This window comes from Achromobacter piechaudii NBRC 102461 (assembly GCF_001571245.1).
GTDB classification, from domain to species: Bacteria; Pseudomonadota; Gammaproteobacteria; order Burkholderiales; family Burkholderiaceae_B; genus Achromobacter; species Achromobacter piechaudii.
The window spans coordinates 40702-64030 of the sequence record NZ_BCTK01000013.1 but is presented as its reverse complement, the minus strand read 5'-3'; the positions used below and the strand labels follow the sequence as shown (position 1 = coordinate 64030).

Below are 23329 nucleotides of genomic sequence, written 5' to 3'. Positions count from 1 at the left end.
CCCCCGTCACGCATCACCTAGATCGCGCGCAGCCCTCAGCCCGCCATCTTCTGGCAGCTTTCGGCGCAGCGCCGGCATGCGGCCGCACAGTCCTGCATGCCGCCGATTGCATCGCAGCTGTCCGCGCAAGCGGCGCAGATCTGCGCGCAGGCGCCGCACACGCTGGCATGCTGCTCGATACCGATCAGCATGGTGTGGGCGCTGGTCCGGCAGATTTCGGAGCAGGCCATCATCAGGCGGAAGTGCTCGGGCTCGACATGTTCGCCGCCCGCTTCCAGGCAATGGTTGGCCGCTGTCTGAAGGCAGCGCCGATAGCAGGCCAGGCAATTGTCGATGCAGGCTTCCATTTCGTTGTTCACGGCGGTCATCGCTGATCTCCTTGCGGTAGTCCCGGGATGGGCCTGCAAGGGCAGCAATTGCCATACCCGCCTGAGCCCGACGCTACTCCACGCCGGACTCGCCCAGCGGGCCGTCCGGCATCGCGGCCAGGCTGCGCAACTGCTGGTACGCGGACTCCCACTGGCTGACTGCCGCGCGCAGCCGCCCGGTCGCTTCGGCCGACCCGCCGCCGATGGCGATTTCCTCGCCCGCCAACAGGATGCGCTCGCGCAGCAGGCGCGCCGCCGACCAGATGGCCTTGTCGACGCGCTCGGCGTGCACCGCATGCAGCGATGCGCAGGAAAAGGCGTGGCCGGTATGGCAACGATATCGAACCGGCGCGCCCGTATCGACGCGCCAGATCGCCCCGCCGCAATCCGGGCACGTCAGCCCGACCGGCCGTCCAATGCGCTCCAGCACCGCTGCCGATGACTGACCGGTTTCCGTCATGCGAGATTCGGTGCGCAGCATTTCCGACGGCGCAGCGCCGGGCGCGCGCGGCGTCACCGCAGTATTTACCGCAGCCGCCATCGCCATGCCGATCTGCCGCAACGGCAGCACCATGGCCGTCGGCACGGCCGCGAGCGCGTTGGCCGGCATGTCCCGGGCCACGCTATCGCCTGGATCCTGCACGATGGCGAAACCGCCGCAGGCCTGCACCGCTTTCAGCCCGGCCGCCCCGTCATCCAGCCGGCCGGTCAGTACGATGCCGACGACGCGCGGCCCGTAGTGCACGGCTGCGGAGCGGAACAACGGGTCGGCCGCCGGCCGCGTGAAGTTTTCCTTGGGGCCTCGCGTCAGCACGGTCGCGTCATGCTGAAGAATCAGGTGCCGGTCGGGCGGCGCGATGTAGACGACGCCCGGCGCGAACGGCTCCGCATCGCGCGCGTGCTGCACGCGCCAGCGGGTGCGGGACTGAAGCAGGGTCGGCAGGACGCTGCGATAACCGTCCACGTGCATCGCAACGAAGATCGACGCGTGCAAAGCGGGAGGCAGATCGCCCAGCAGTACCTCCAGGGCGGTCAGCCCGCCCGTGGAGACCGCAACCACGACTATGTCCCGGTTCTGCATGATGAGCGCCCCGACGCGGCCTAGCGGCCGTATTCGTTGGTCTTGTGCCCGCCTGAACCGGCCTTGCCTCCGGGAATGCGGCCATCGGGCGCGGGATTGGCCGACGAGCCCTTGACGGTGCCCTGGCCCTGAATGGGCTGGGACGGGGTCTCGCCGGGCGCGGCCTGCGGAATGGTGGGCGGGGGACGGGAAGGGTCGCCCCTGGACGGAGCCGGCGCGCCGCCATCGGGCGCGGACCCCGCAGGCGCCGGGGTGCCGGCTGGCGGCGGCCCGCCCTGGCCCGCCGGACCGGCCGGGCCACCCGCCGACTGGGCGACGGTCAGCGGGGTCCAGGCCAGGCCAGCGACCAGGGCGACGGCCAGAAGCGGCCTGCATGCTCCATGCAAAGCGTGCCGTGTGTGTGTCATGGCGACCTCCGCTCAGGGTTTGCTGCGCGCGCCCGCGCCACGATTGCGCTGGCTCTGTTGGTCTTGCCCGGTGCCGATCTGCGAAACGTGGCCTTCCTTCTTGCTGCGGTTCTGCGTGTCGCGGTGGCTGGCTTGCGCTTCGCGCGGCGTGTCGTCGTCCGAGGGGTTGGGCTTGCTGTCTTTGGGCTTCATCGCGCACTCCTTTTGAAAGTGTGGCTTGATCGGGGCAGCAAGCTGCATGCCTGAAACGCGCGTGGGCGAGACGACGCCAAACCCGTCGATTCACGGCTCATAGGTATGGAGAGATTTCCAAACGGGACACTCGATGATCCCCCGTGCTACCGTCGTCGAATATCATCCTGCTTTCCCCCTTTTTGGAACGACATGGCCCTGTCCAGCGCCGCTTTTGTTGTAGGTATCGGTGCATCCGCCGGCGGCGTGGAGGCCCTGGAAGGATTTTTTGCCGGGATACCCAAAAATCCGGACATGTCGTTCATCGTCGTGACGCATCTGGGCCCCGGCCGCGAAAGCCACCTGCCCGACGTCATCGGCCGCCATACCTCGCTGCCCGTGCACGCGGTGCAAGACGACATGCCGATCGAGACTAACCAGATCTACGTGCTGGCCTCCGACGCGGACGTCTCCGTCAGCCAGGGCCACATCAAGCTGGCCGCGACGTCCGGCCAGCGCCATGGCCGCCGGCCGATCGATCAGTTCCTGACCTCGCTGGCCAAAGACTATGGCCAGCGCGCGGTCGGAATCGTGCTGTCGGGCAGCGACACCGACGGCACCCTGGGCTTGAAAGCCATCAAGGAATATGGCGGCATCACCATGGCCCAGGCGCCCAACGGCAATGGCCCGGCCTATACCGAAATGCCCCGAAGCGCCATCAGCGCGGGCATCATCGACTTTGCGTTGCCCGTCGCTGAAATGGGCACGCGCCTGCATTTGCTGGACGCGGCGCCCCCTTCTCCGCTGGACCTGCTGACCGCCGACGACGATGCCCAGGACCTGCCGGCGGAAATCGAACAGACCAAGTCGGAAATCTACGGCCTGCTGCTGACGCGCACCGGCCACGACTTCAGCGGCTACAAAAGCAAGACCTTCCTGCGCCGCGTGCATCGCCGCATGAAGGTGAACCAGACCGAAACACTGCCAGCCTATCTAGCGTTCCTGCGCGACACGCCTCAGGAAGCCGGCGCGCTGTTCCGCGACCTGTTGATCAGCGTCACCGACTTCTTCCGCGACCCGGACGCCTTTGAAGCGCTTGCTCAATTGGTCGTGCCCAAGCTGCTGGAGGGGCGCAGCGTGGGCGATACGGTCCGGGTCTGGGTGCCTGGCTGCGCCACCGGCGAAGAGGTCTACTCGCTGGCGATCCTGCTGCGCGAACAGATGGACAAAATGGAAATGCCGCCGCGCGTGCAGCTGTTCGCCACCGACATCGACGAGCGAGCCCTGAACATTGCGCGCACGGCGCGCTACCCCGGCACCTTGCTCGACAGCGTCAGCCCGGAACGGCGCGAGCGCTTCTTCATCGCCGACGGCGAAAGCTATCTGGTCAGCAAGCAGATCCGCGAACTGTGCATCTTTTCGCCGCATAGCGTCTTGCGCGATCCGCCCTTTTCGCGCATCGATCTGGTGTCCTGCCGCAACCTGCTGATCTATTTTGGCGGCGACATACAGAAGCAGGTGTTCCCGACGTTCCATTACGCGCTGCGCAATGGCGGCTATCTGTTCCTGGGCATGTCGGAAAACACCACGCAGTTCTCCGACATGTTCGGCGCCCTGGACAAACAGCACCGCATTTTCCAGCGCCGCAGCGACATCGCGGTGCGTCCGCGCCCGCACTTCAACCTGCCGCCGCCCGGCAGGGAAGGTCCGCAGGACTTCCTGCAACGCCGACTGCCAGCCAGCGGTACGGGCTTGCGCCAATCGATCGATACGCAGGTGCTGCTCCAGCATGCGCCGCCGCACGTGCTCGTCAACAAGGACGGCGACGTGGTGTATTACTCGGCGCGCACGGGCAAGTACCTGGAAGCGGCGGCGGGCGTGCCGACTCGCCAGATCCTGGCCCTGGCGCGCAAGGACTTGCGCCTGGACCTGCGCGCCCTGCTCAATGACGCCATGTCCACCGGCGCGTCGGCCACGCGGCATAACGTCGCCATCGAAGGCGACGATGGCCGCGTGCAACTGCTGCGCCTGACCGTCGACCCGCTGCTGGAAAACCACGAAGGCGAGCCGCTGTTTCTGGTGCTGTTCGCCGACGATGGCCCGCCCGTCAGCCGCGAAGAGGCCAATGCCTATCTGCACGCCTCGCATATCGGCGCCGCCGAACAGATTGAAAGCGAGCTGCGCGAAACGCGCGACCGGCTGCAATCGACCATCGAGGAATACGAGACGGCGCTTGAGGAATTGAAGTCCTCCAACGAAGAGCTTGTATCGGTCAACGAAGAATTGCAGTCGTCCAATGAAGAGCTTGAGGCCTCCAAGGAAGAGCTGGTCTCGCTCAACGAAGAACTGCACACCGTCAACGCCGAGCTGCAAGGCAAGGTGGATGAGCTGGATCGCAGCAACAGCGACCTGCACAACCTGTTCGCCAGCACCGCGTTCGCGACGCTGTTCCTGGATGGCAATCTGGTGATCCGCAGCTTCACGCCGCCGGTGTGCGACGTGTTCCGGATCCTGCCCAGCGATCGCGGCCGGCCCATCACCGATCTGGCGAGCCGCATCCCGCTGCCGTCCTTCGCGCAAGACATCAAGCAGGTCTTCCGAGACCGGGAAGTGATCGAACGCCGCATCGAAGGCGAAGGCGACGCGAATCACTACCTGCTGCGGCTGGCGCCATACCGCGACGCGAACAACCGCGTGGACGGCGTCGTCGTCACTTTCATCGACATCACCCAGATCACGCAGGCCGAGCAACGCCATCGCATCCTGATCGCCGAACTGCAACACCGCACGCGCAATCTGCTGGCGCTGGTGCAGAGCATCGCGTATCGGACGCTGGGGCGCGGCGAGCCCTTCGAGCGCCTGGACAGCCGATTGTCGGCTTTGAGCCGGGTGCAGGGCCTGTTGAGCGACGTGTCGCACGAAGCCGTGGATTTTGGCGAGATCGTTCGCCGCGAACTGGACGCCGTCGGGCATGGGCAGCACGTGTCGGTGCACGGCGAGCAGACGTTCGTCAGCGCGGAATGCAGCCAGTCGCTGGCCTTGGCGCTGCACGAACTGGGCACCAATGCGCTCAAACATGGCGCCTTGAAGCACGACAACGGCAAACTGCAAGTGCAATGGCACACCCTGACGCGGGAAGACGGACAGATCCTGGTGGTTGATTGGCAGGAATCGGGCCTGCCGACGCCGCCCGACACCAGCCGCAAGGGCTATGGACGCGAGCTTATCGAACAAGCGCTGACCTTCACGCTGCAAGCGCAGACATCGCTGGACTTCCAGGCGGACGGGCTGCGTTGCCGTATCGAGGTTCCGCTGCGTTCATCGGGCAGCCTTGCGACGGCCTCGCAGCAAAAGGCCCACCATGGCTGACGCTACGCCCTTGGCGGCGTGCCGTCTGCTGGTCGTGGAAGACGAATACGTCATCGCCGAAACCCTGGCGGAAGCGTTGCGCGAAGACGGCGCAACGATCGTCGGCATGATCGGGTGGCTGGACGAGGCAATGCGATTTGCAAGCGCCAACGCAGGGCAATTCAATTGCGCGGTGGTGGACATCAATTTGCATGGCACGCTGTCTTATCCGCTGATCGATGCGCTGGTCGCGCAGGGCGTGCACGTGGTCCTGCTGACCGGTTTTGGCGTCGAGGCGCTGGACCCGGCCTATCGTGGCTTTCCGCGTTGCGAAAAGCCCTTCAACCAGGCCAGGCTCAACGCCATGCTGCTGTCCGGGTTCAGCCAATAGCCCCACGCCGCTTTGGGTGCGGCACAACATTTGCTGCGCTGCGCAGGTCCAAACTTGCGGAGGCGGTATGTTGAGTCAGTGGATTTCCGGCACGAACGCGCTTGCGGACCACCCCGTCGCGTTATGGCTGATCGCCGCAGCGGTCGCGGCCACCCTCTACCTGATGCTGATCTTCGCGTTCCGCGTCGTGCGCGCGCGCCTGGAACGCCGCGCCGCGCTGCCTGGCCACGGCATGGCGGCAGGCGCGATCCGCGTCATGCAGCGCACCAGCTGGTTTCTGCTGGCCATCTTCACGTTGATGATCGGCGTCGACGTGGCGGGCGCGCCCTTCCCCTTCAGCGAGGGCGGCGCGCAGCACCTGTGGTTTGTGCTGATCGCGCTGCAACTGGCGCTGTGGCTGGATCGCGCGGTGGACGTCGGTTTGAGCCGCGCCCTGTCGCACCGCGCCACGGTCACCGCCACGTTGCTCAGTTTCCTGCTGCGCGCGCTGGTGTGGGTGATCGCCCTGCTGGCGATGCTGGACAACCTGGGCGTGAACATCACGGCGCTGGTGGCCAGCCTGGGAATTGGCGGCGTGGCGGTCGCCTTGGCCGTCCAAACCATCCTGAGCGACCTGTTCGCCTCGATTTCCATCGGGCTGGACAAGCCCTTCGAAGCCGGCGACTTCATCGTGTTCGGATCGGTGGCGGGCAGCATCGAGCATGTGGGCCTGAAGACCACGCGCATCCGCAGCCTGGGCGGCGAGCAGATCGTCTGCTCGAATACCGAACTGCTCAAGCAGACCATCCAAAACTACAAACGCATGCAACAACGGCGCATCGTGTTTGCGGTTCGCATCACTTACAAGACCGACGTGGAGAAAGTGGCGGCCGTGCCCGGCATCATCCGTTCGCAGATCGAAAGCCAGACCGACACGCGCTTTGACCGCGCGCACCTGGCCCGCTTCGGCGAGGGTGCGCTGGAGTTCGAGGCGGTCTACTACGTGTTGACGGCCGATTACAACCACTACATGGATATCCAACAGGCCATCAACCTGGGCATCATGCGGCAACTGCAAGCGGCGGATATCGCGCTGGCGCTGCCGGAGCAGATCCTGCATATGCCTCGGGACGCGGCGCCGGCGCCAGACGCGCGAGGGCGAAATCCAATGGGGGACGCGCCAGCGGCTGCGCCCGCCTGACCTTGCCGGGGGATGGATCCTGGGGCGCCTTTGCGGCTGTCCCAGGACCTTTGAGCCCTTACAGGCCGCGCGTGCTGCGCAGCCAATGCTGGTCAGCGGCGTTGGCATCGCCCAGGCGGTCAATGCCCGGCGTCTGCTGCGGGTCCACGTCCGGCATCGGATTGGGCAGCGCGTCAGGCGGCCAACGCCCATCCTTGTCGCGTTCCTGTCCCGGCGCGCGGCGATCGGGGTTCTCAGCCGGAGATTGATCGGGCAGCCCTTGGCCGGGCTGTGGAGAGGTCGGATTCTGCTGGGGAGTCGAGGGGGTGCTCATGGCAAGCTCCTGGAGTTGTCGGGGCAAGCGCCCCGGGATGCCGACAACGGAGCAACTGCCGTGCCCGCGTCTGAAACGGGAACGGCAGTTGCTTGGGGCGTGCGACCCAGTCTGCAAATTCGCCACTGATCCGTACATTGTTTGAGCCATCGCCACATCCTGGAGTGCACTGATGAACGCTATCGAACGAGTTGCGACATTCATGCAGGACAACGATCTGAAGCTGGTGACCGCCGAATCCTGCACGGCGGGGCTGATCGCGGCGACGCTTGCCGACATCCCAGGCGCCGGACAATTGCTCGATTGCGCCTTCGTCGTGTATTCGGTGCAAGCCAAACAGCGGTGCCTGGGGGTGCCGCAATCGACGCTGGACTCGCATAACCTGACCAGCGAAGCCGTGGCCCGCGACATGGCGCTGGGCGCGGCGCGTAAAAGCCCGGCCAATGTGGCGGTGGCCAACACGGGCGTGACCGACGCCACCGACGACCGCATTCCCAGCGGCACGCAATGCTACGCCTGGGTGTTCAAAATGGGCCAGGCCGATGCCCGGCCGGTGGTCTTCACCGCCACGAAACGTTTCTCCGGCGACCGCAACAGCATCCGCAAAGCCAGCGCGGAATATGCCCTGCAAGGGGTCGTGGAACATTACCGTTCGCTGCGGGAAGGTGGCGCCGAGGCGACGGGCAGGAAGCATTCCGGGAAGTAGAACGGAGGCTGGCGCAGGGGCGGGTGCAAGAAGAGGTGCGTGGGAGGGAGCAAGAAAGCGGCGCGAGGAAGGGGTGCAAGGGAGGGAGCAAGAAAGCGGCGCAAGGAAGGGAAGCAAGGAAGCGGGCAAGAAAGCGGCGCAAGGAAGGGATGCACGGAAGGGCGCGAGAAGGGTGTGCGAGGGACAGACGTACTAGTGGGCGCGTACCGCACCCCTTCGCCCTGCTCTCGCCGCTCCCACACGGCAAGATGATTTCATTCAAAGCCGCTTCATAATGTTCAAGCGCTTGCGCTTATGCGGCGCTACGCTCAAGGTTTGGCGACGCCGGGCCAGGCTCGTCTGCCCGCCTGTACCAGCGCCCGCTCCACCCGTGGCACCTACCCGGAGTACAAGCCCATGAGCACTATCACCACCCCCGACGGCGTGCAGATCTTCTTCAAGGACTGGGGTCCGAAGACCGCCCAGCCGATCATGTTCCACCACGGCTGGCCGCTGTCCAGCGATGACTGGGACACGCAGATGCTGTACTTCGTCAACAAAGGGTTTCGCGTCATTGCACACGACCGCCGTGGCCATGGGCGTTCCAGCCAGGTCAGCGAGGGTCATGACATGGACCACTACGCCGCCGACGCATCGGCCGTGGTCGAACACCTGGACCTGCGCAACGCGGTGCATATCGGCCATTCCACGGGTGGCGGCGAAGTAGCGCGCTACGTCGCGAAGTTCGGTCAGCCGAAAGGCCGCGTCGCCAAGGCCGTGCTGGTCAGCGCCGTGCCGCCGCTGATGCTCAAGACCGAATCCAATCCCGGCGGTTTGCCGATCGAAGTATTCGATGGCTTTCGCGAAGCGCTGGCGGCCAACCGCGCCCAGTTCTACATCGATGTCGCCTCGGGCCCCTTCTACGGCTTCAACCGTTCGGGCGCGAAGGTGTCGCAGGGCGTTATCAACAACTGGTGGCGCCAAGGCATGATCGGCGGCGCCCGCGCGCATTACGAAGGCATCAAGGCGTTTTCCGAAACTGACCAGACCGAAGACCTGAAGGCCATCACCGTGCCCACGCTGGTCATGCACGGCGACGATGATCAGATCGTACCGATTGACGACGCCTCGCGCCTGTCGGTCAAGCTGCTGAAAAACGGCACGTTGAAAGTGTACGAAGGGCTGCCGCACGGCATGCTGACCACGCACGCCGACATCATCAATCCGGACCTGCTGGCCTTCATCAAGGGCTGATTGCCCACTGAAAACGGCACGGGGCGGCCCAAACCGCCCCGTTTTCAGAATAATCCGATACACGCTTATGGCAATGGCCTATATACTCGCTTATTGCCGACAGCAGATTGGGCGCCAATTGCGCAAAACCTGCACCGCTTCGACGCTCGAATCAGCCCGGTGATGCACACCCTCCGGGGTCCGAACCCGCCTCACCGTGGGTTACCGCAGTAAGCCGCAAAGTCGGCGCACCGCCCGGACACGATCCACACCGTACGCTTCGTCGCGGCACCGCTTGGAAATCTCTTCCCAAAGCGCTGTCATCTCCTCCATTGCCTCGCCGCGCACGCCTAACGGCCTACGCCTAGCGGGGCCTTTCGTCTAAGAAGAACCGACATGAACGCCGTGCCGCAAGACAAACTCATCACCGCCCTGGACCACGCCCGCCTGCTGGGCATGATCACCCGCCCCGCCAGCGCCGCGACGCTGTCGCGCGATGCGATCGACGCCGCCCAAGAGCTGCTGGATTCCGCGCCCATCATCCCCATCGAAGAAGTCACGCCCGACATCATCACGATGCGTTCGCGCGTGCGCCTGCTGAACGACAAGGGCGATGAAATGGTTGTCACGCTGTGCTATCCGGCCGACGCCAACCTGGCCCAGGGCCAGGTCTCTGTGATGTCCCCGCTGGGCTTGAGCCTGATCGGTTCGCGCACCGGGCAGCTGGTCACCTGGACCGCCCCCAACCAGACCGAACATTCGGCCAGCATCGAAGAAATCCTGTACCAACCCGAAGCCGCCGGCGACACGACGGCGTGATGCGGTAGCCCGCGTTGCGCAACAGGCAACGGACAAGCGGGATCCGGTAATTCAGGCATACGCAGGCTGTCCGCGCACAACGGACAGCCTGCGTTCTGCCATCAGGGCGCCGGGCATCGCCGCCAACGCCCTCCAGTCGTTCCGCTACACGTCGAAGAACACGGTTTCGTACAGTCCCTGCATATGGACGTCGAAGCGGTACACGACGTCGCCGCCGCGCACGTCCTTGCGCGCGATCAGCGTGTCGCGCCGCGCCTCGGGCACGGAGTTCAAGACTGCATCCTCCGCGTTCGCCGCGCCTTCGTCATCGAAGTAAACGCGCGTGAACACGTGCAGCAACAGCCCACGCATGGTCACGATCATATCGATGTGCGGGGCCTCGCCCTCGGCCTGTGACGCGGGCTTGACCGTGTCGAACGAGTAGCGGTTGCCAAGATCCGTGCCCGTGCCGCAGCGCCCAAAACCACGAAACCCCATCGCGGAGGCTTCGTAGACGTTGCGCGGATACCGGCCCCGCCCGTCCACCTGCGAAATTTCAACCAGCGCGTCGGGCACCGGCATGCCCTCGCCGTCCAACACACGGCCTTGCAGGCGGATACGCCTGCCGTGCGCCTCATCGCCCGCCAGCACGGTATCGAAGGTCTGATCGAAGTCGTAGCCATATTGCGCGGCCGCCAAACCATAGGCGAAATAAGGGCCGACCGTTTGCGACGGAGTCTGGCCAAAATTGTCTTGCAAGCCCTGCATCAACATGACGGCTCCCTAGCGGTTTTCAAAGGGCGTTTGACGCGCCCCGCGCAGCACGATGTCAAACTGGTATCCCAACGCAAACCCTTCCTGCGTCAGGTCCAGGCTGAAGTCCGCGATCAGGCGGCTGCGCACCGACGCCGGCGTGCCGGTCAGCATCGGGTCGTGTACATGCAGCGGGTCGCCCGGAAAATACATCTGGGTGACGAGCCGGCTGCCATAGTGCTGGCCGAACAAGGACAGATGGATGTGCTGGGGCCGCCATGCGTTGGGGTGGTTGCCCCACGGATACGCGCCGGGCTTGATCGTCAGAAAGCGGTAGCGGCCATCGGCATCCGTCAGGCAACGGCCCGCGCCGAGGAAGTTCGGATCCAGCGGCGCGTCATGGCGGTCAGCCTTGTGCACGTAGCGGCCCGCCGCGTTGGCTTGCCAGATTTCCACCAGCGTGCGCGGCACGGGCCGGCCCTGGTCATCGAGCACGCGGCCGGCCAACACCATGCGCTCGCCGATGGGCTGGCCGTTGCGGCGTGCGTTGGACGTCAGGTCGTGATCCAGGCTGCCGATGCTATCGTCGCCAAAGACGGGCTGGCGCATTTCGCCTAACGCTGCGTCCAAAGGCACCAGCGGCCGCTGCGGACCGCGTTGCTCTGTCGAGCGATAGCCTTCGTACAGATAGTCCGGATGGCTGTCCCAATCGCGTGGCGACAGGCGCGTTGCGGTGGATACGGCCAAGGTCTTGGTGAAGGGGAATGAGCTCATCGGGTTCTCCACGACGCAAGGTCGGATTGGCGGGCCTGGATCAAGCGCACCAGGCCCAGCAACATGGCGGTGTGGGGGACCGGCACGCCCGCCGCGTGCGCACGCGCCACCACTTCGCCGTTGATCGCTTCTATCTCGGTTGGCCGTGCCGCCAGCACGTCTTGCAGCATCGACGGCTTGTGCCCACGATGATGCGCAATGGCGTGCGCCACACTGGCATGGCAGGCGGACTCGTCGGCATCGACGCCCGTGGCGCGCGCCACGGCGATCACTTCCGACACCACGGCGCGTGCCAGCGCCCCCCCATCGGCGACGAGGTCCAACTGGCCCACTGAACAAGCGGTGACAGCGCACAGGCTGTTCAACGCGGCGTTGAAGGCGACCTTCTCCCAGATCGCCTTCCACACGTTTGCGTCGACCTCGCAGCGCAAGCCGGCCCCATCCAGCACTTGCGAAATATGCGCAATATCGGCCGCATTATTGGCCGCCTCATTGGCCGCAACATTGACCGCAACATTGACCGCAATATTGGCCGCGATATCGGCCACATCGTCGGCAGCCGCCGACCGCAGACGCACCACCCCTGTCCCATGCGAGCTGACGTGGCCGGGCCCGGCCAGATCGGCCGGCCACGTCGTCATGCCGACCAGCACGCGGGCAGGATCCACGTGGCGCGTGACGGCCTCCAGATTGCCCAGCCCGTTCTGCAAGGTCAGCACCCGCGTCGGCGCGCCGATCAGCGCTTTGACGCCTCGCAAGGCCGCGTCGGTGTGCAGGCTCTTGGTGAACAGGATGAGCAGGTCGGGCGCTTCGCGGCATTGCTCGGGCCGCAAGGCCGACATGCCGTGGATGCGCCGGTCGCCGCGGTCGGTTTCCAGCCGCAAGCCGTGGCTGCGTATCGCGTCCAGCTGCGCATCGTCGATATCGAGCAGCGTCACGCGCTGCCCGCTTTCGCTCAACAATCCACCGAACAGGCAGCCCATGGCGCCCGCGCCCAGCATGGCGATATTCATCGTGAGGCTCCCATGGCGGCAACGGTGCGCAACGGCGCTGCGGCCTGCCGGCTGGGAATATGCCGACGCACCAGCAGCAACGCGATCAACGCGAACACCATGACCGTGCCCAGCAATATCAGGTAGCCCTGCGCGCCGCCCTGCGTGATGACGGTTGCGCCCACGAAGGCGCTCAGGATGGCGCCAAGACGACCGAACGCCAGCGCGCCCGCCGTGCCGGTGGCGCGCACGCCAGTGGCATACATATAGGCGCACAGCGCATACATGGTGGATTGCACTGCATTGACGAACAGCCCGTGCACGCCGAAGCCGAACACCAGCCACGACGAATTCTGGTGCACGTCGAGCAGCAGCATCAGGAAGGCGCTGCCCAGCGCGCCCGCGCAGCAGATGGCGAGCGGCCAGCGGGACCCCCAGCGCGTGATGGCGACGGCGCAGACCAGCGCGCCGATCACGCCGCCCAGGTTGTAGGCGGTCAGCCCGGAGGTTGCCACCGCGCCAGGCAGGCCCTCGGAGGTCAGCATGGTCGGCAGCCAGCTGAACGCGCTGTACACCGCCGTCAGGCACATGAAGAACGCCACCCAGATGGCGATGGTGTCGGCGCCATAGCCCTTGGCGAACAAGGCCCGCACGCCCAGCTGCGGCTGGGCGCCACGCTGTTCTAGGGCTTGCTCGGTGGCGTCGGTGTAGCGCACGCCCAGCGGCATGGGGCGACCCATCCGGGCCAGCAAGTGGCTCAGTTCCTTCCAGCGTTCGGGTCGACGCGCGAGGAAGCGGGGCGACTCGGGCAACACGGCCATCAAGGCGAAGCCCAGCACAATGGGTAAAGATCCGCCGATGAAGAACGAGGCGCGCCAGCCGTACAAGGGCAGCACGTAAGCCGAGAACAGGCCCGCCAGCATGCCGCCCAGCGGCACGCAGACGATGGTGGCGGTGACGGCCAGCGTGCGCCGGCGCGCAGGCGTGAATTCGGCGGTGACCGTGGTGGAGCTGGGCAAGGCGCCGCCGATGCCCAGGCCGGCGATGAAGCGCAGCACGGCCACCGTGGTGGCGTCGGGCGCAAACCCGATGGCGCAGGTTGCCGTGCCCAGCACGAACACGCTGACGATGACCGCCATGCGCCGCCCGTAGCGGTCGGCGAAGAGGCCCGCCGAGGCGCTGCCGATACCCATGCCGATCAGGCCGGCCGCCACGGCGGGCGCGAACACCTCGCGCGTGATGCCCCATTCCTTGATCATCATCGGGATCGCGAAGCCGATCAGTTGTCCGTCAAAGCCGTCCAGCACGATGGACAGCGCGGCAAGCATCACCACGAACATCTGCATCGAGGTGAAGGGGCCGTTATCCAGCAGATCGCCCACGTCGGCGCTGCGGTGTGTCGGCGCGGCGGCATGGGCCGTCGCGTTCTGGGTGCTACGAGTCATGCTGGTTCTCCTTGGTGCGGGATCGCCCGCGTTCAGTCCCAGGGCGGCGCAACGGGCAGCCCTACGTAGTTTTCCGCCAGCGTGGTGCACGCGGCGCGTGATCGGGTCAGGTAGTCCAGGTCGGCGTCTTGCAGCTTGCGGGCGTAGGCGTCCGCGTCGGGAAAGCGATGCAGCAGCGTCGTCATCCAGGTTGAAAACCGCTGCGCGCGCCAGATGCGCCGCAACGCGGTCGGGCCGTAGGTGTCCAGCAGGTCTTCGTTGCCGTCCCGGTAGAAGCGAGTCAGCGCGCGCGCCAACAGCCGCGCGTCGGAGATCGCCAGATTCAGGCCCTTGGCGCCCGTAGGCGGCACCACGTGGGCCGCATCGCCCGCCAGGAACAAGCGGCCATGCCGCATGGGTTCGATGACCCGGCTGCGCATGCCCACCACGGTCTTGTCGAAGATGGGCCCTTCGTTGGGCTGCCAGCCGTCGTGCGTGGCAAGGCGGGCGCGCAGCGTGGCCCAGATGCGGTCGTCGGACCAATCGTCGGGCGTATCGCCGGGATCGCATTGCAGATACATGCGCTGCACCTCGCAAGACCGCGTGCTGACCAGCGCGAAGCCATCGGCTCCCAGGGCGTAGATCAGTTCGTCGGAAGATGGCGGCGCCTTGCACAGTATGCCCAGCCAGCCGAACGGGTAATGGCGCTCGACGGTTTGCAGAGCTTGGGGATCGACGGCGCTGCGGCTGACGCCCTGCGTACCGTCGCAGCCCACGACAAAGTCCGCGCGCAACGACACCGCCGCGCCACTTGCGTCGCGAAAGCGCACGACAGGCCGCGACGCCATGTCTGATGTGATGCCGGACAGCGTGACGTCGCTGACGTTGAAGCGCAGGTCGCCGCCCGTAGCCAGCCGCGCGTCGAGCAGGTCCTTGAGGACCTCGTGCTGGGCATAGACCATCACGGCGCGTCCGCCCGTCAAGCCGACGAAGTCGATGCGCCGGTCCACACCGCCGACCCGCAGCACGGTGCCTTCATGCCGCAAGCCTTCGTTGTGCATCCGTTTGCCCAAGCCCATGTCGGTCAGCAGGTCTACCGTGCCCTGCTCCAGCACGCCGGCGCGTATGGTCGCGCGGATCGCCTCCTGGCTTCGGCATTCAAGCACCACGGATTCGATGCCCTGCCCGTCCAGAAGTTGCGACAGGACCAGCCCCGCCGGACCGGCTCCGATGATCGCTACCTGAGTACGCATGCACGCTTCCCCTTCGTGAGGTCACTGTTGGCCATTGTCAGAACGAGTAATCGCGCGGGGTCGTCTGCACGGTCAGCCAGCGCAGATCGGTAAAGGCGTCGATGCCGGCCTTGCCGCCGAACCGCCCCATTCCGCTGTCTTTGATGCCGCCGAACGGCATCTGCGGTTCGTCGTGGACCGTGGCGCCGTTGACGTGGCAGATGCCCGATTCGATGCGGCGCGCCACCGCGATGGCACGCCCGACGTCGCGTCCGAACACCGCCGCCGCCAATCCGTATTCGTTGTCGTTGGCGCAGGCCACGGCTTCTTCAACGCCATTGACACGCACGATGCCCTTGACCGGGCCGAAGGCCTCTTCACGATAGAGCCGCATGCTGGGCGTGACGTGGTCGATCAAGGTGGCCGGCATCAAGGTGCTGTCGGCCTTGCCGCCCGCCACCAGCCGGCCGCCTTGCGCCAGCGCGTCGTCGATCAAGGCGTTGCAACGATGCACCGTTTGCATGTCGACCACTGCCCCCAGCGCCACGGCGCTTTCGCGCGGGTCGCCCAGGGGCAGCGAGGCCGCGCGATCGGCCAGCTTTTGTACGAAGGTGTCGGCCACCTTGCGGTCGACGATGATGCGTTCAGTGGAGATGCAGATCTGCCCGGAATTGGCGAACGCGCCAAACACGGCGGCGCAGGCGGCTGCGTCCAGGTCGGCATCGTCGAGCACCAGGAACGGCGCCTTGCCGCCGAGTTCAAGAACGACAGGTTTCAGATGATTTGCGCATGCTGAGGCGATGCGCCTGCCCACCTGCGTGGAGCCGGTGAAGTTGACGCGCCGCACAGACGGGTGCGCCACCATGGCCTCGACGACGGTGGCCGCGTCGGCGGGCGCGTTCGTGATGAAGTTGAGCACGCCTCGGGGAAAGCCTGCTTCTTGCAGCGTGTGCATGACCAGCCCGTGGGTGGCCGGGCATTGTTCGCTGCCCTTGAACACGACGGTATTGCCGCAAGCAAGAGGCGTGGCGATTGCGCGCACGGCCAGGATGACCGGCGCAATCCAGGGCGCGATGCCCAGCACCACGCCGGCCGGCTGGCGCACGGCCAGAGCCAGATTGCCCGGCACATCGGACGGAATGACTTCGCCGCCGATCTGCGTCGTCAGGGCCGCGGCCTCGCGCAGCGCGCCGGCCGCCAGCCGCACGTTGAATTGCGCCCAGCCAGCCGACGAGCCGATTTCCAGCACCATGATGTCGACGAACGCCTGCGTCTTGGCCTCAAGCACGTCGGCAGCCCGCATGAGCAGCGCGCGACGCTGGCCGGGGCCGGTGTTCGACCACGAAGGGAAAGCCGCCGACGCGGCGTGCACGGCGGCGACCGCATCCTGCACGCTGGCGGCGGGCGCCACCGACGCCACGCTGCCGTTCAGCGGGTTGTGGCGCTGGAAAGTCTGGCCGCCGCGGGCGCTCGTTGCGTCGCCGTTGATCAATAGGGATACCTGCTTGGCAGATTGCTGCACGGGGGATTCCTGCATGGCGTTTGGGCCTCTTTGGGGTGAGGACTCTTGGCAAGTCCAGGGTCTGCGCATCCGGCGGATCGGGATCAAGACACCAACACTTCAACCAGGCTGGGGCCGCCGCTGGCCACGGCATCGGCCAGCACCGCACCCAGGCGCGCGGCCTCCGACACGCGCACCGCGCCGCAGCCCAGCCCGGTCGCCAACGCGACAAAATCGATGCCGGGCAGCTCCGTGCCTACGACCTTGTCGTGCGGACCGAATCCGAACGCCGGCGCGAAGTCCTGCAAGGCGGCGTAGCGGCGGTTGTTGAGGATGATGAAAGTGATGGGCAGCTTGTGCTGGGCGGCGCTCCAGAGCGCCTGGATCGAATACAGGCTTGAACCATCACCGATCAGGGCGATGACGCGCCGGTCGGGTCTGCCCAGCGCCACGCCCACGGCCGCAGGCATGCCGTAGCCCAGCCCGCCGCTGTCCATCGTGTAGAAGGTCTGGGTACGGGTGTGGGGCAGGAATTGCTGCATGACCGGTCGGGCGCTGGGCGCTTCTTCCACGATGATGTCGGCCGGGTCACGCATGGAGGCCAAGGTCTGAAGGACGAAGGCCACGGACATCGGCGTGGAGGGCTCGGGCATGGGAGCCGATGCGCGACGCGCAGGCAAGGGCCGCATGGTGGGCGCCGGCCGTGCCAGCAGGTCGCGCAGGCAAAGGCGCAGGCTGCCCACCGCCGCCATGCCGGCCGGTGCCCAAGCGGCGGTGTCCGGGTCTTCGGTCAAGAGGCAGAGCTCGGCGCCGTCGGGCACGTGGGGCCCCGCTCCGTCGACGTGATAGGTGAAGGCGGGCGCCCCCACTACCAGGATCAGGTCGTGCCCTTGCAGCCGGCTGACGATGCCTTCGCGCGCGGCGGGCAGGAAACCGGCGAACAGGCGATGGCGTTCCGGAAAGCTGCATCGTCCGGACATCGGCGCTGCCCACACGCGCGCGCTGTGCGATTCGGCAAGCGCCACGATTTCGTTCCAGGCGCCGTCGCGGTCCACCGCAGCGCCCACGACGAGGGCGGGCCGGCGGCAGGCGTCCAGGAGCGCGCCGATGCGTCCGATGGCTTCGGGTTGCGGCCGTATTTCCGTACTGACGTAGCGGTGCGCGAGGGGCGGCGAAGGCGCGTCCCAGTCATCGACAGGAACCGAGACCAGCACGGGTCCGCGCGGCGGCATCATGGCCAGGTAATAGGCGCGCGCGATGGCCAGCGGCACGTCTTGCGCGCGCGCCGGCTCGGTGCTCCATTTGACGTAGGGACGGGGCAGTTCGGCCGCGTGGCTGGACGACAGGAAGGGGTCGAACGGCAAGATGCCGCGCGCCTGCTGGCCGGCGACGACCACGAGCGGCGTGCGGTTCTTGTAGGCGGTGAAGAGGTTGCCCATGGCGTTGCCGACGCCCGCCGCCGAATGCAGGTTGACCATCGCAGCGTTGTTCGTGGCTTGCGCATAGCCGTCCGCCATGCCGACGACCGTTGCTTCCTGCAAGCCCAGCACATAGCGGAAGTCGTCCGGGAAGCCGCGAAACATCGGGAGTTCGGTGGAGCCGGGGTTGGCAAAAACCGACGTCATGCCAACGCGGCGCATCAGGTCGTAGACAGCGTCGCGCACGGTCAGCGCTTGCGGTGGCGCATCCGGGGTGGACACGTTGCCGGAAGCACCAAGAGTGCCCAACAGGCCAAAAACGGAGCCGTTCATTGCTCGGGTCCTTGCGAGGAGGTTGCGGGTGTTGTCGCGGGCCGCAGCATGCCTTCGGCGCGGTCAACAGCGATGGCAGAGTGTCGCCCCCCCTAGCAGACTTGAGAATTGATATATCGAGACAAAGTCATTACGCTTTGGCATGCCATTCGACCTTCACCAATTGGCGGCATTCAATGCGGTCGTGGCCGCCGGCAGCCTGGGACGTGCCGCCGACGCCATGCATCTGACGCAGTCCGCACTTAGCCGCATCGTGCGCCGCCTGGAAGGCCAGGTCGGCGCCCCGCTATTCGAACGACATTCCAAAGGCATGCAGCTGACCGACATCGGGCTTACGCTGCTGCCGCATTCCATCGCGCTGCTGCGCGATGCCGAAAGCGCCAAAGAGGAAATCCGCGCGATGCTGGGGCTGGCCAAGGGCACCATCCGGGTGGGCACCGTGGGCAGCATCGCGTGCCTGATCCTGCCGACCGCGCTGACCCGCACCTGCAATCGCTGGCCGACCTTGCAGGTGCAGGTGGTGGAAGGCGTGTGGGACAGGCTGGCCAGCGCGCTGCTGTCGCGCGAGATCGACCTGGCGCTGGGCGCGCACACCGAAGACACGGACGAAATTGTTTCGGTGCCCGATTGCCGTTGGGAAGACACCAGCTATGTGGTGGCCAGCACCGACCACCCGCTACGATCGCGGCCCGCCCTGAGCCTGGCCGATACGCTGGAGCACAAATGGGCCATCCTGCCGCGCGGCACCGACCCCTTCGAACACATGAACCAGCTGTTCAACCGGCATTGTTTGCCCATGCCCGATGTGACGGTTGAAACCCGTTCCATCACGGTTCTGAAAAATCTGATTGCGCATTCGGATTTCTTAGGATGGATGCCCGAACCGATGTATCACGCGGAGTTGCGCGCGGGGCTGCTTGACCGCCTGCCCATCCCCGGCGCGTCCGACACGCGCATGCTGACGGCCTTCCGGCGCACCCAGGGGCTGCTGCCCCTGCCCGCCGCCAAGCTATTGAGCGAATTGCGTCAATTGGCGACCAACCCACCCCGCCACGCTCCCCACGCCCAGGGCCCTCGGCCCTGAGCGTCTGGCCCTGACTGCTTGGCCCTGAGCGCTTGGCCCGGACCGGTTTGCCCTGAGCGTTTGGCCATGGGCACTGTTCCTCGCCGCTAGGCAGTCTCGCGCCCCGCCCCCTGCAACTGCCGCCACAGGATCTTGCCGGTGCTGGACTTGGGCAAGGCCTCGACGAATTGCACGATGCGCGGGGCTTTGTACGCGGCCATCCGCGCGCGGGCCCACGCGATCACCTCTTCCTCGCGGGCGCTGTCGCGCGCCTCGGGCCGCAACACCAGCAGCGCCTTGACCGTTTCGCCCCGGCACGCATCGGGCACGCCGATCACGCAGGCCTCATGCACGGCGGGGTGCTCGTACAAGGTGTTCTCGACCTCGGCCGGCCAGACTTTATAGCCCGAGGCATTGATCATCCGCTTGAGGCGGTCGGTGATAAAGAAGTACCCGTCCTCGTCCACCCGGCCCAGGTCGCCCGTGCGAAAGTAGCGTTGGCCGTCCAGCATGAAGAAGGCTTCGTCGTCGGCCGCCGGATTGTTCCAGTAGCCCAGCATCAGCTGCGCGCCGCGCGTGACCAGTTCGCCCACCTCGCCCGCCGCAACTTCCTGCAAGGTGGATGGGTCCACCACGCGCGTGTCGACGCCGAACGTCGGCACGCCGATGCACTGGCGCTTGTTGCGGTGCATGGGGTTGCAATGCAGGAACGAAGCCGTCTCGGTCAGGCCATAGGCTTCGTTGAAGACGATGCCGTAGCGCTCGGACAGCATGGCGGACACCGCTTCGGGCATCGGCGCGCCGCCGCCGCACAGCAGCGCCAGACGCGACAGGTCATAGGATTGAATGTCGGGCTGCGCGAAAAAGTCCACGACCATCGCGGGAGGCGCGGCCCACACGCTGACGCGATGCCGCGCCATCAGCTGCGCGGCCACCTGGCGGTCCCAGCGCGGCAGCAGCACGACGGTAGCGCCCAGCAGAATCGGCAGGTTCATGCAGTTCTGCATGCCCAGCAGATGGAACAGCGGCGCCACGCCCATGATGACGGCCTCGGCCGTCAGGCCGCGCCACAGCGCCGACCCCGTCACCGCCGCCCCCAGCGTGCCATGCGTGTGACGGCACCCCTTGGGCCGGCCCGTGGTGCCGGACGTATAGGGCAACAAGCACAGATCGCCCGCGCGCGCCTTGTGCGGCAACGGCGGTGCATTGACCGCCAGGGCGCCATACCAGGGCACGCCGCCCAGGCTGTGCAGGCTGCCGCGCGGCGCGGCGATCCAGTCGGGCGGCGTTATGTCGGACCCCTCGCACCCCTCGCCCGCCTTACCCGCGCCCGCGCCCAGGTAATCGGAATAAGTGTGGACGATGACGCGTTCCAGCCGCCCGTCCTCGACGAAACTCGCCAGCCGTGGCGCCAGCTCTTGGGCGGCAAAGGCCACGCGCGCCCCGCTGTCTTGCAGGTAGTGCGCCAGCTCGTCTTGCGCGCTCATCGCGTTCACCGGCACCACCACCGCATCGGCGCGCAGCACGGCGTAGTACGCGATGATGAACTGCGGGCAATTCTGGCTCAACAACAGCACGCGGTCGCCCGCCTTGACGCCCGCGCACTGTTGCAGATAGCCGGCCATGGCGTCGACCTCGCGCTTGAGGCGTGCGTAATCCAGCACGGTGTCGTAGAAGACGATGGCGGGCTTGTCGGGATAGCGCGTTGCCGACGCCTCCAGGTTGAAGGTCAGGCTGGACCGGGGCTGGCTGATGTGGGCCGGCAGCCCCTTGGGCCACACCCGAAAATGCGCTTCTTGCATCCGTGTCTCCGATTCCCGCGCCAGGTGCCGCCCGCCTCAGGCGGTCATGCCACGCGCGATGATTTCTTTCATGATTTCGTTCGAGCCGCCATAGATCTTGCCCACGCGCGCATCCGCATACATGCGGGCAATCGGCGTTTCCAGCATGTAGCCGTAGCCGCCATGCAATTGCAGGCATTCGTCGATGACCTGGCAATTCATCTGCGTGGTCCACCACTTGGCCATGGCGGCGGTGGACAGGTCCAGCGTGCCCTGCAACTGCCGCGCGATGCAGTCATCGACAAAGCGCGCCGCGATGGTGGCGATGGTTTCACATTCGGCCAGCTTGAAGCGCGTGTTCTGCAAGTCAATCAGCGCCTGCCCGAACACCTGCCGCGTCTTGGTATAGGCGACGGTGTCGTCAATGGCGCGCCGCATCGTCGCCACCGCGCCCACCGCGATCAGCAGCCGCTCACGCGGCAACTGCTGCATCAGCTGCGTAAAGCCCTGTCCTTCGGCTTCGCCCAGCAGATTGGCGGCTGGCACGCGCACGTCGTCGAAGAACAGCTCGGCCGTATCCAGGCTTTTCTGGCCCAGCTTTTCCAGCAGCTTGCCGCGCCGAAAGCCCGGCAGGTCGCGCGTTTCCACCATGATGAGCGAGACGCCACGAGTGCCCGCCGAGGGGTCCGTCTTGGCCACCACGCAGATCAGGTCGGCATGCAGGCCGTTGGTGATGAATGTTTTGGAGCCATTGATGACGTAAACGTCACCATCACACGCGGCCGTGGTGCGCACGCTTTTCAGGTCGGACCCCGCGCCCGGCTCGCTCATGGCAATGGCGCCCACCAGGTCGCCGGTGGCCATGCTGGGCAGCCAGCGCCGCCGCTGCGCTTCGGTGCCGTAATTCAGGATGTAGTGCGCCAGGATGGCGCTGTGTACGTTGTTGCTGAACCCATAGACCATGGCGCGCGCCTGCTCGGCCGCCACGATGGCTTCGTGCGCGAAGCTGCCCCCGCCGCCGCCATAGGCTTCGGGCATGCTGACGCACAAGAGCCCCAGCCGCCCCGCCTTGTCCCAGATGCTGCGGTCGGCATGCTGCTGGCGACGCCACCTGTCCTCGTCGGGCGCGAATTCTTTTTCAAACACGCGGCGGGTGGAGTCCTGGAACAGCGTCAGATCCGCGTCCATCCAGGCGGGGCCGGTCGCCGGCATCGACGTCTCAGGGCGCGTCATGGACGGCCGCCCCCCACAACCAGCACCTGTCCGCTGATGTAGTTCGATTCGGGCAGGCAGAACAGATAGACCGCGCCCGCCGCTTCCACCGGCGTACCCGCCCGGCCGATCGGGATGAGGCTTTCGGCGTTCTTGAGCACCTGGGGATTCACGCCCACCTTGATCTGCCGGCCCTGGATGTCCAGCGTGGTGTCGCCGTCGGCGGCGGCGTCGGTCAGACGCGTCTTGATCAGGCCGAACGCCACGCTGTTCACGTTGACCTTGTAGCGCCCCCACTCTTTGGCCAACGCGCGCGTCAGGCCGTTGATGCCGGCCTTGGCGGCGGCGTAGTTGGCCTGGCCCGCGTTGCCCATCACGCCCGAGGTGGACGAGATATTGACCACCTTGCGGAACACTTCGCGTCCGTCGGCGGCCTCGGCCTTGGCGGCTTCGCGCAAGAAGCCGGATGCCGCGCGCAGGATGCGGAAAGGGGCCGACAGGTGCACGGCCAGGATCTCGTCCCATTGCTCGTCCGTCATTTTCTGGATGACGTTGTCCCAGGTGTAGCCGGCGTTGTTCACGATGATGTCCAGCCCGCCAAAGCTGTCCACCGCCGCGCCGACGAAGCGGTCGGCAAAGCCGGGAGCGGTGACGCTGCCTGCGCAGGCCTGGGCCTGGCCGCCCGCCTGGCGGATCATCGCGACCGTGTCATTGGCCGGGCCTTCGTCCAGATCGTTGACGACGACCTTCGCACCTTCGCGCGCTAGTTTCAGCGCGATCTCCTGGCCGATGCCGCGCCCCGAGCCGGACACCAGCGCTACCTTGCCTTCAAGCGTACCCATCGTCTGTCTCCTGATTCTTTTCAAGGCAG

22 protein-coding genes are annotated in these 23329 nt (G+C 66.2%); 7 read left to right on the top strand and 15 right to left on the bottom strand.

What is annotated here, in order from left to right; all coding sequences use genetic code 11:
- Positions 1–35 precede the first annotated feature (35 nt).
- The 4 genes from API01S_RS23345 to API01S_RS23330 all read right to left on the bottom strand — a co-directional run bounded on the left by API01S_RS23345 (position 36) and on the right by API01S_RS23330 (position 2048).
- Complete coding sequence (locus API01S_RS23345) at positions 36–368, bottom strand: four-helix bundle copper-binding protein (RefSeq protein WP_061306242.1); 333 nt, start codon at positions 366–368, stop codon at positions 36–38.
- Between the two features lie 73 nt (positions 369–441).
- The gene (locus API01S_RS23340; protein ID WP_061306241.1) at positions 442–1449 is read right to left on the bottom strand and encodes a chemotaxis protein CheB; all 1008 of its coding nucleotides are present in this window, start codon (positions 1447–1449) and stop codon (positions 442–444) included.
- Positions 1450–1469: 20 nt separating this feature from the next.
- Positions 1470–1856, bottom strand: a complete 387-nt coding sequence (locus API01S_RS23335; RefSeq protein WP_156329976.1) for a hypothetical protein — start codon at positions 1854–1856, stop codon at positions 1470–1472.
- 12 nt (positions 1857–1868) lie between these two features.
- Positions 1869–2048, bottom strand: a complete 180-nt coding sequence (locus API01S_RS23330; protein WP_061306240.1) for a hypothetical protein — start codon at positions 2046–2048, stop codon at positions 1869–1871.
- Between the two features lie 192 nt (positions 2049–2240).
- Between API01S_RS23330 and API01S_RS23325 the strand changes: the two genes are divergently transcribed.
- From API01S_RS23325 to API01S_RS23315, 3 genes are all read left to right on the top strand, one after another.
- Entirely contained in the window at positions 2241–5396 is a 3156-nt protein-coding gene (locus tag API01S_RS23325; RefSeq protein WP_061306239.1) for a CheR family methyltransferase, read from the top strand.
- Positions 5389–5766: a response regulator gene (locus API01S_RS23320; RefSeq protein ID WP_061306238.1), complete on the top strand. Its 378-nt coding sequence runs from the start codon at positions 5389–5391 to the stop codon at positions 5764–5766. Before API01S_RS23325 ends, API01S_RS23320 begins: the two co-directional genes overlap by 8 nt.
- Before the next feature lie 67 nt (positions 5767–5833).
- Complete coding sequence (locus API01S_RS23315) at positions 5834–6946, top strand: mechanosensitive ion channel family protein (protein ID WP_061306237.1); 1113 nt, start codon at positions 5834–5836, stop codon at positions 6944–6946.
- A 58-nt stretch (positions 6947–7004) separates the two neighbouring features.
- Here API01S_RS23315 and API01S_RS23310 read toward each other — a convergent pair whose 3' ends face one another.
- On the bottom strand, positions 7005–7259 hold the full coding sequence (locus API01S_RS23310; protein WP_050730651.1) for a hypothetical protein: 255 nt from the start codon (positions 7257–7259) through the stop codon (positions 7005–7007).
- A 172-nt stretch (positions 7260–7431) separates the two neighbouring features.
- Here API01S_RS23310 and API01S_RS23305 point away from each other — a divergent pair, with 172 nt between their 5' ends.
- From API01S_RS23305 to API01S_RS23295, 3 genes are all read left to right on the top strand, one after another.
- Complete coding sequence (locus API01S_RS23305) at positions 7432–7965, top strand: CinA family protein (RefSeq protein WP_061306236.1); 534 nt, start codon at positions 7432–7434, stop codon at positions 7963–7965.
- A 396-nt stretch (positions 7966–8361) separates the two neighbouring features.
- Positions 8362–9198 (top strand): alpha/beta fold hydrolase, encoded by an 837-nt coding sequence (locus tag API01S_RS23300; protein ID WP_006220915.1) that lies wholly within the window; start codon positions 8362–8364, stop codon positions 9196–9198.
- A 375-nt stretch (positions 9199–9573) separates the two neighbouring features.
- Positions 9574–9996 carry a GreA/GreB family elongation factor gene (locus API01S_RS23295; RefSeq protein ID WP_006220916.1) on the top strand — a complete coding sequence of 141 codons (423 nt, stop codon included), beginning with the start codon at positions 9574–9576 and terminating at the stop codon, positions 9994–9996.
- Between the two features lie 144 nt (positions 9997–10140).
- Here API01S_RS23295 and pcaG read toward each other — a convergent pair whose 3' ends face one another.
- The 7 genes from pcaG to mdlC all read right to left on the bottom strand — a co-directional run bounded on the left by pcaG (position 10141) and on the right by mdlC (position 18402).
- Complete coding sequence (gene pcaG, locus API01S_RS23290; protein WP_050730649.1) at positions 10141–10749, bottom strand: protocatechuate 3,4-dioxygenase subunit alpha; 609 nt, start codon at positions 10747–10749, stop codon at positions 10141–10143.
- A gap of 9 nt (positions 10750–10758) precedes the next feature.
- Positions 10759–11502: a protocatechuate 3,4-dioxygenase subunit beta gene (pcaH, locus tag API01S_RS23285; RefSeq protein WP_061306235.1), complete on the bottom strand. Its 744-nt coding sequence runs from the start codon at positions 11500–11502 to the stop codon at positions 10759–10761.
- Entirely contained in the window at positions 11499–12515 is a 1017-nt protein-coding gene (locus API01S_RS23280; RefSeq protein ID WP_061306234.1) for a ketopantoate reductase family protein, read from the bottom strand. The genes pcaH and API01S_RS23280 overlap by 4 nt, the downstream gene beginning before the upstream one ends.
- Positions 12512–13939, bottom strand: coding sequence for an MFS transporter (locus tag API01S_RS23275; RefSeq protein WP_061306233.1), 1428 nt, complete (start codon positions 13937–13939; stop codon positions 12512–12514). Before API01S_RS23275 ends, API01S_RS23280 begins: the two co-directional genes overlap by 4 nt.
- Positions 13940–13971: 32 nt before the next feature.
- Entirely contained in the window at positions 13972–15171 is a 1200-nt protein-coding gene (locus tag API01S_RS23270) for a 4-hydroxybenzoate 3-monooxygenase (RefSeq protein ID WP_061306232.1), read from the bottom strand.
- Positions 15172–15208: 37 nt separating this feature from the next.
- Positions 15209–16687 carry an aldehyde dehydrogenase gene (locus API01S_RS23265; protein WP_061306231.1) on the bottom strand — a complete coding sequence of 493 codons (1479 nt, stop codon included), beginning with the start codon at positions 16685–16687 and terminating at the stop codon, positions 15209–15211.
- Between the two features lie 68 nt (positions 16688–16755).
- A complete protein-coding gene (mdlC, locus tag API01S_RS23260) occupies positions 16756–18402 on the bottom strand; it encodes a benzoylformate decarboxylase (protein ID WP_255221308.1) in 1647 nt (548 codons plus the stop codon).
- Positions 18403–18544: 142 nt separating this feature from the next.
- On the opposite strand from mdlC, the gene API01S_RS23255 reads away from it, so the two are divergent.
- Positions 18545–19486: a LysR family transcriptional regulator gene (locus API01S_RS23255; protein ID WP_050730644.1), complete on the top strand. Its 942-nt coding sequence runs from the start codon at positions 18545–18547 to the stop codon at positions 19484–19486.
- Between the two features lie 86 nt (positions 19487–19572).
- Here API01S_RS23255 and API01S_RS23250 read toward each other — a convergent pair whose 3' ends face one another.
- From API01S_RS23250 to API01S_RS23240, 3 genes are read right to left on the bottom strand one after another with little or no spacing between them, the layout of a single operon-like run.
- On the bottom strand, positions 19573–21267 hold the full coding sequence (locus tag API01S_RS23250) for a long-chain-fatty-acid--CoA ligase (protein ID WP_061306230.1): 1695 nt from the start codon (positions 21265–21267) through the stop codon (positions 19573–19575).
- A gap of 36 nt (positions 21268–21303) precedes the next feature.
- Positions 21304–22479, bottom strand: coding sequence for an acyl-CoA dehydrogenase family protein (locus API01S_RS23245; RefSeq protein WP_084802485.1), 1176 nt, complete (start codon positions 22477–22479; stop codon positions 21304–21306).
- A complete protein-coding gene (locus tag API01S_RS23240; RefSeq protein ID WP_006220926.1) occupies positions 22476–23300 on the bottom strand; it encodes an SDR family NAD(P)-dependent oxidoreductase in 825 nt (274 codons plus the stop codon). The genes API01S_RS23245 and API01S_RS23240 overlap by 4 nt, the downstream gene beginning before the upstream one ends.
- Positions 23301–23329 lie beyond the last annotated feature (29 nt).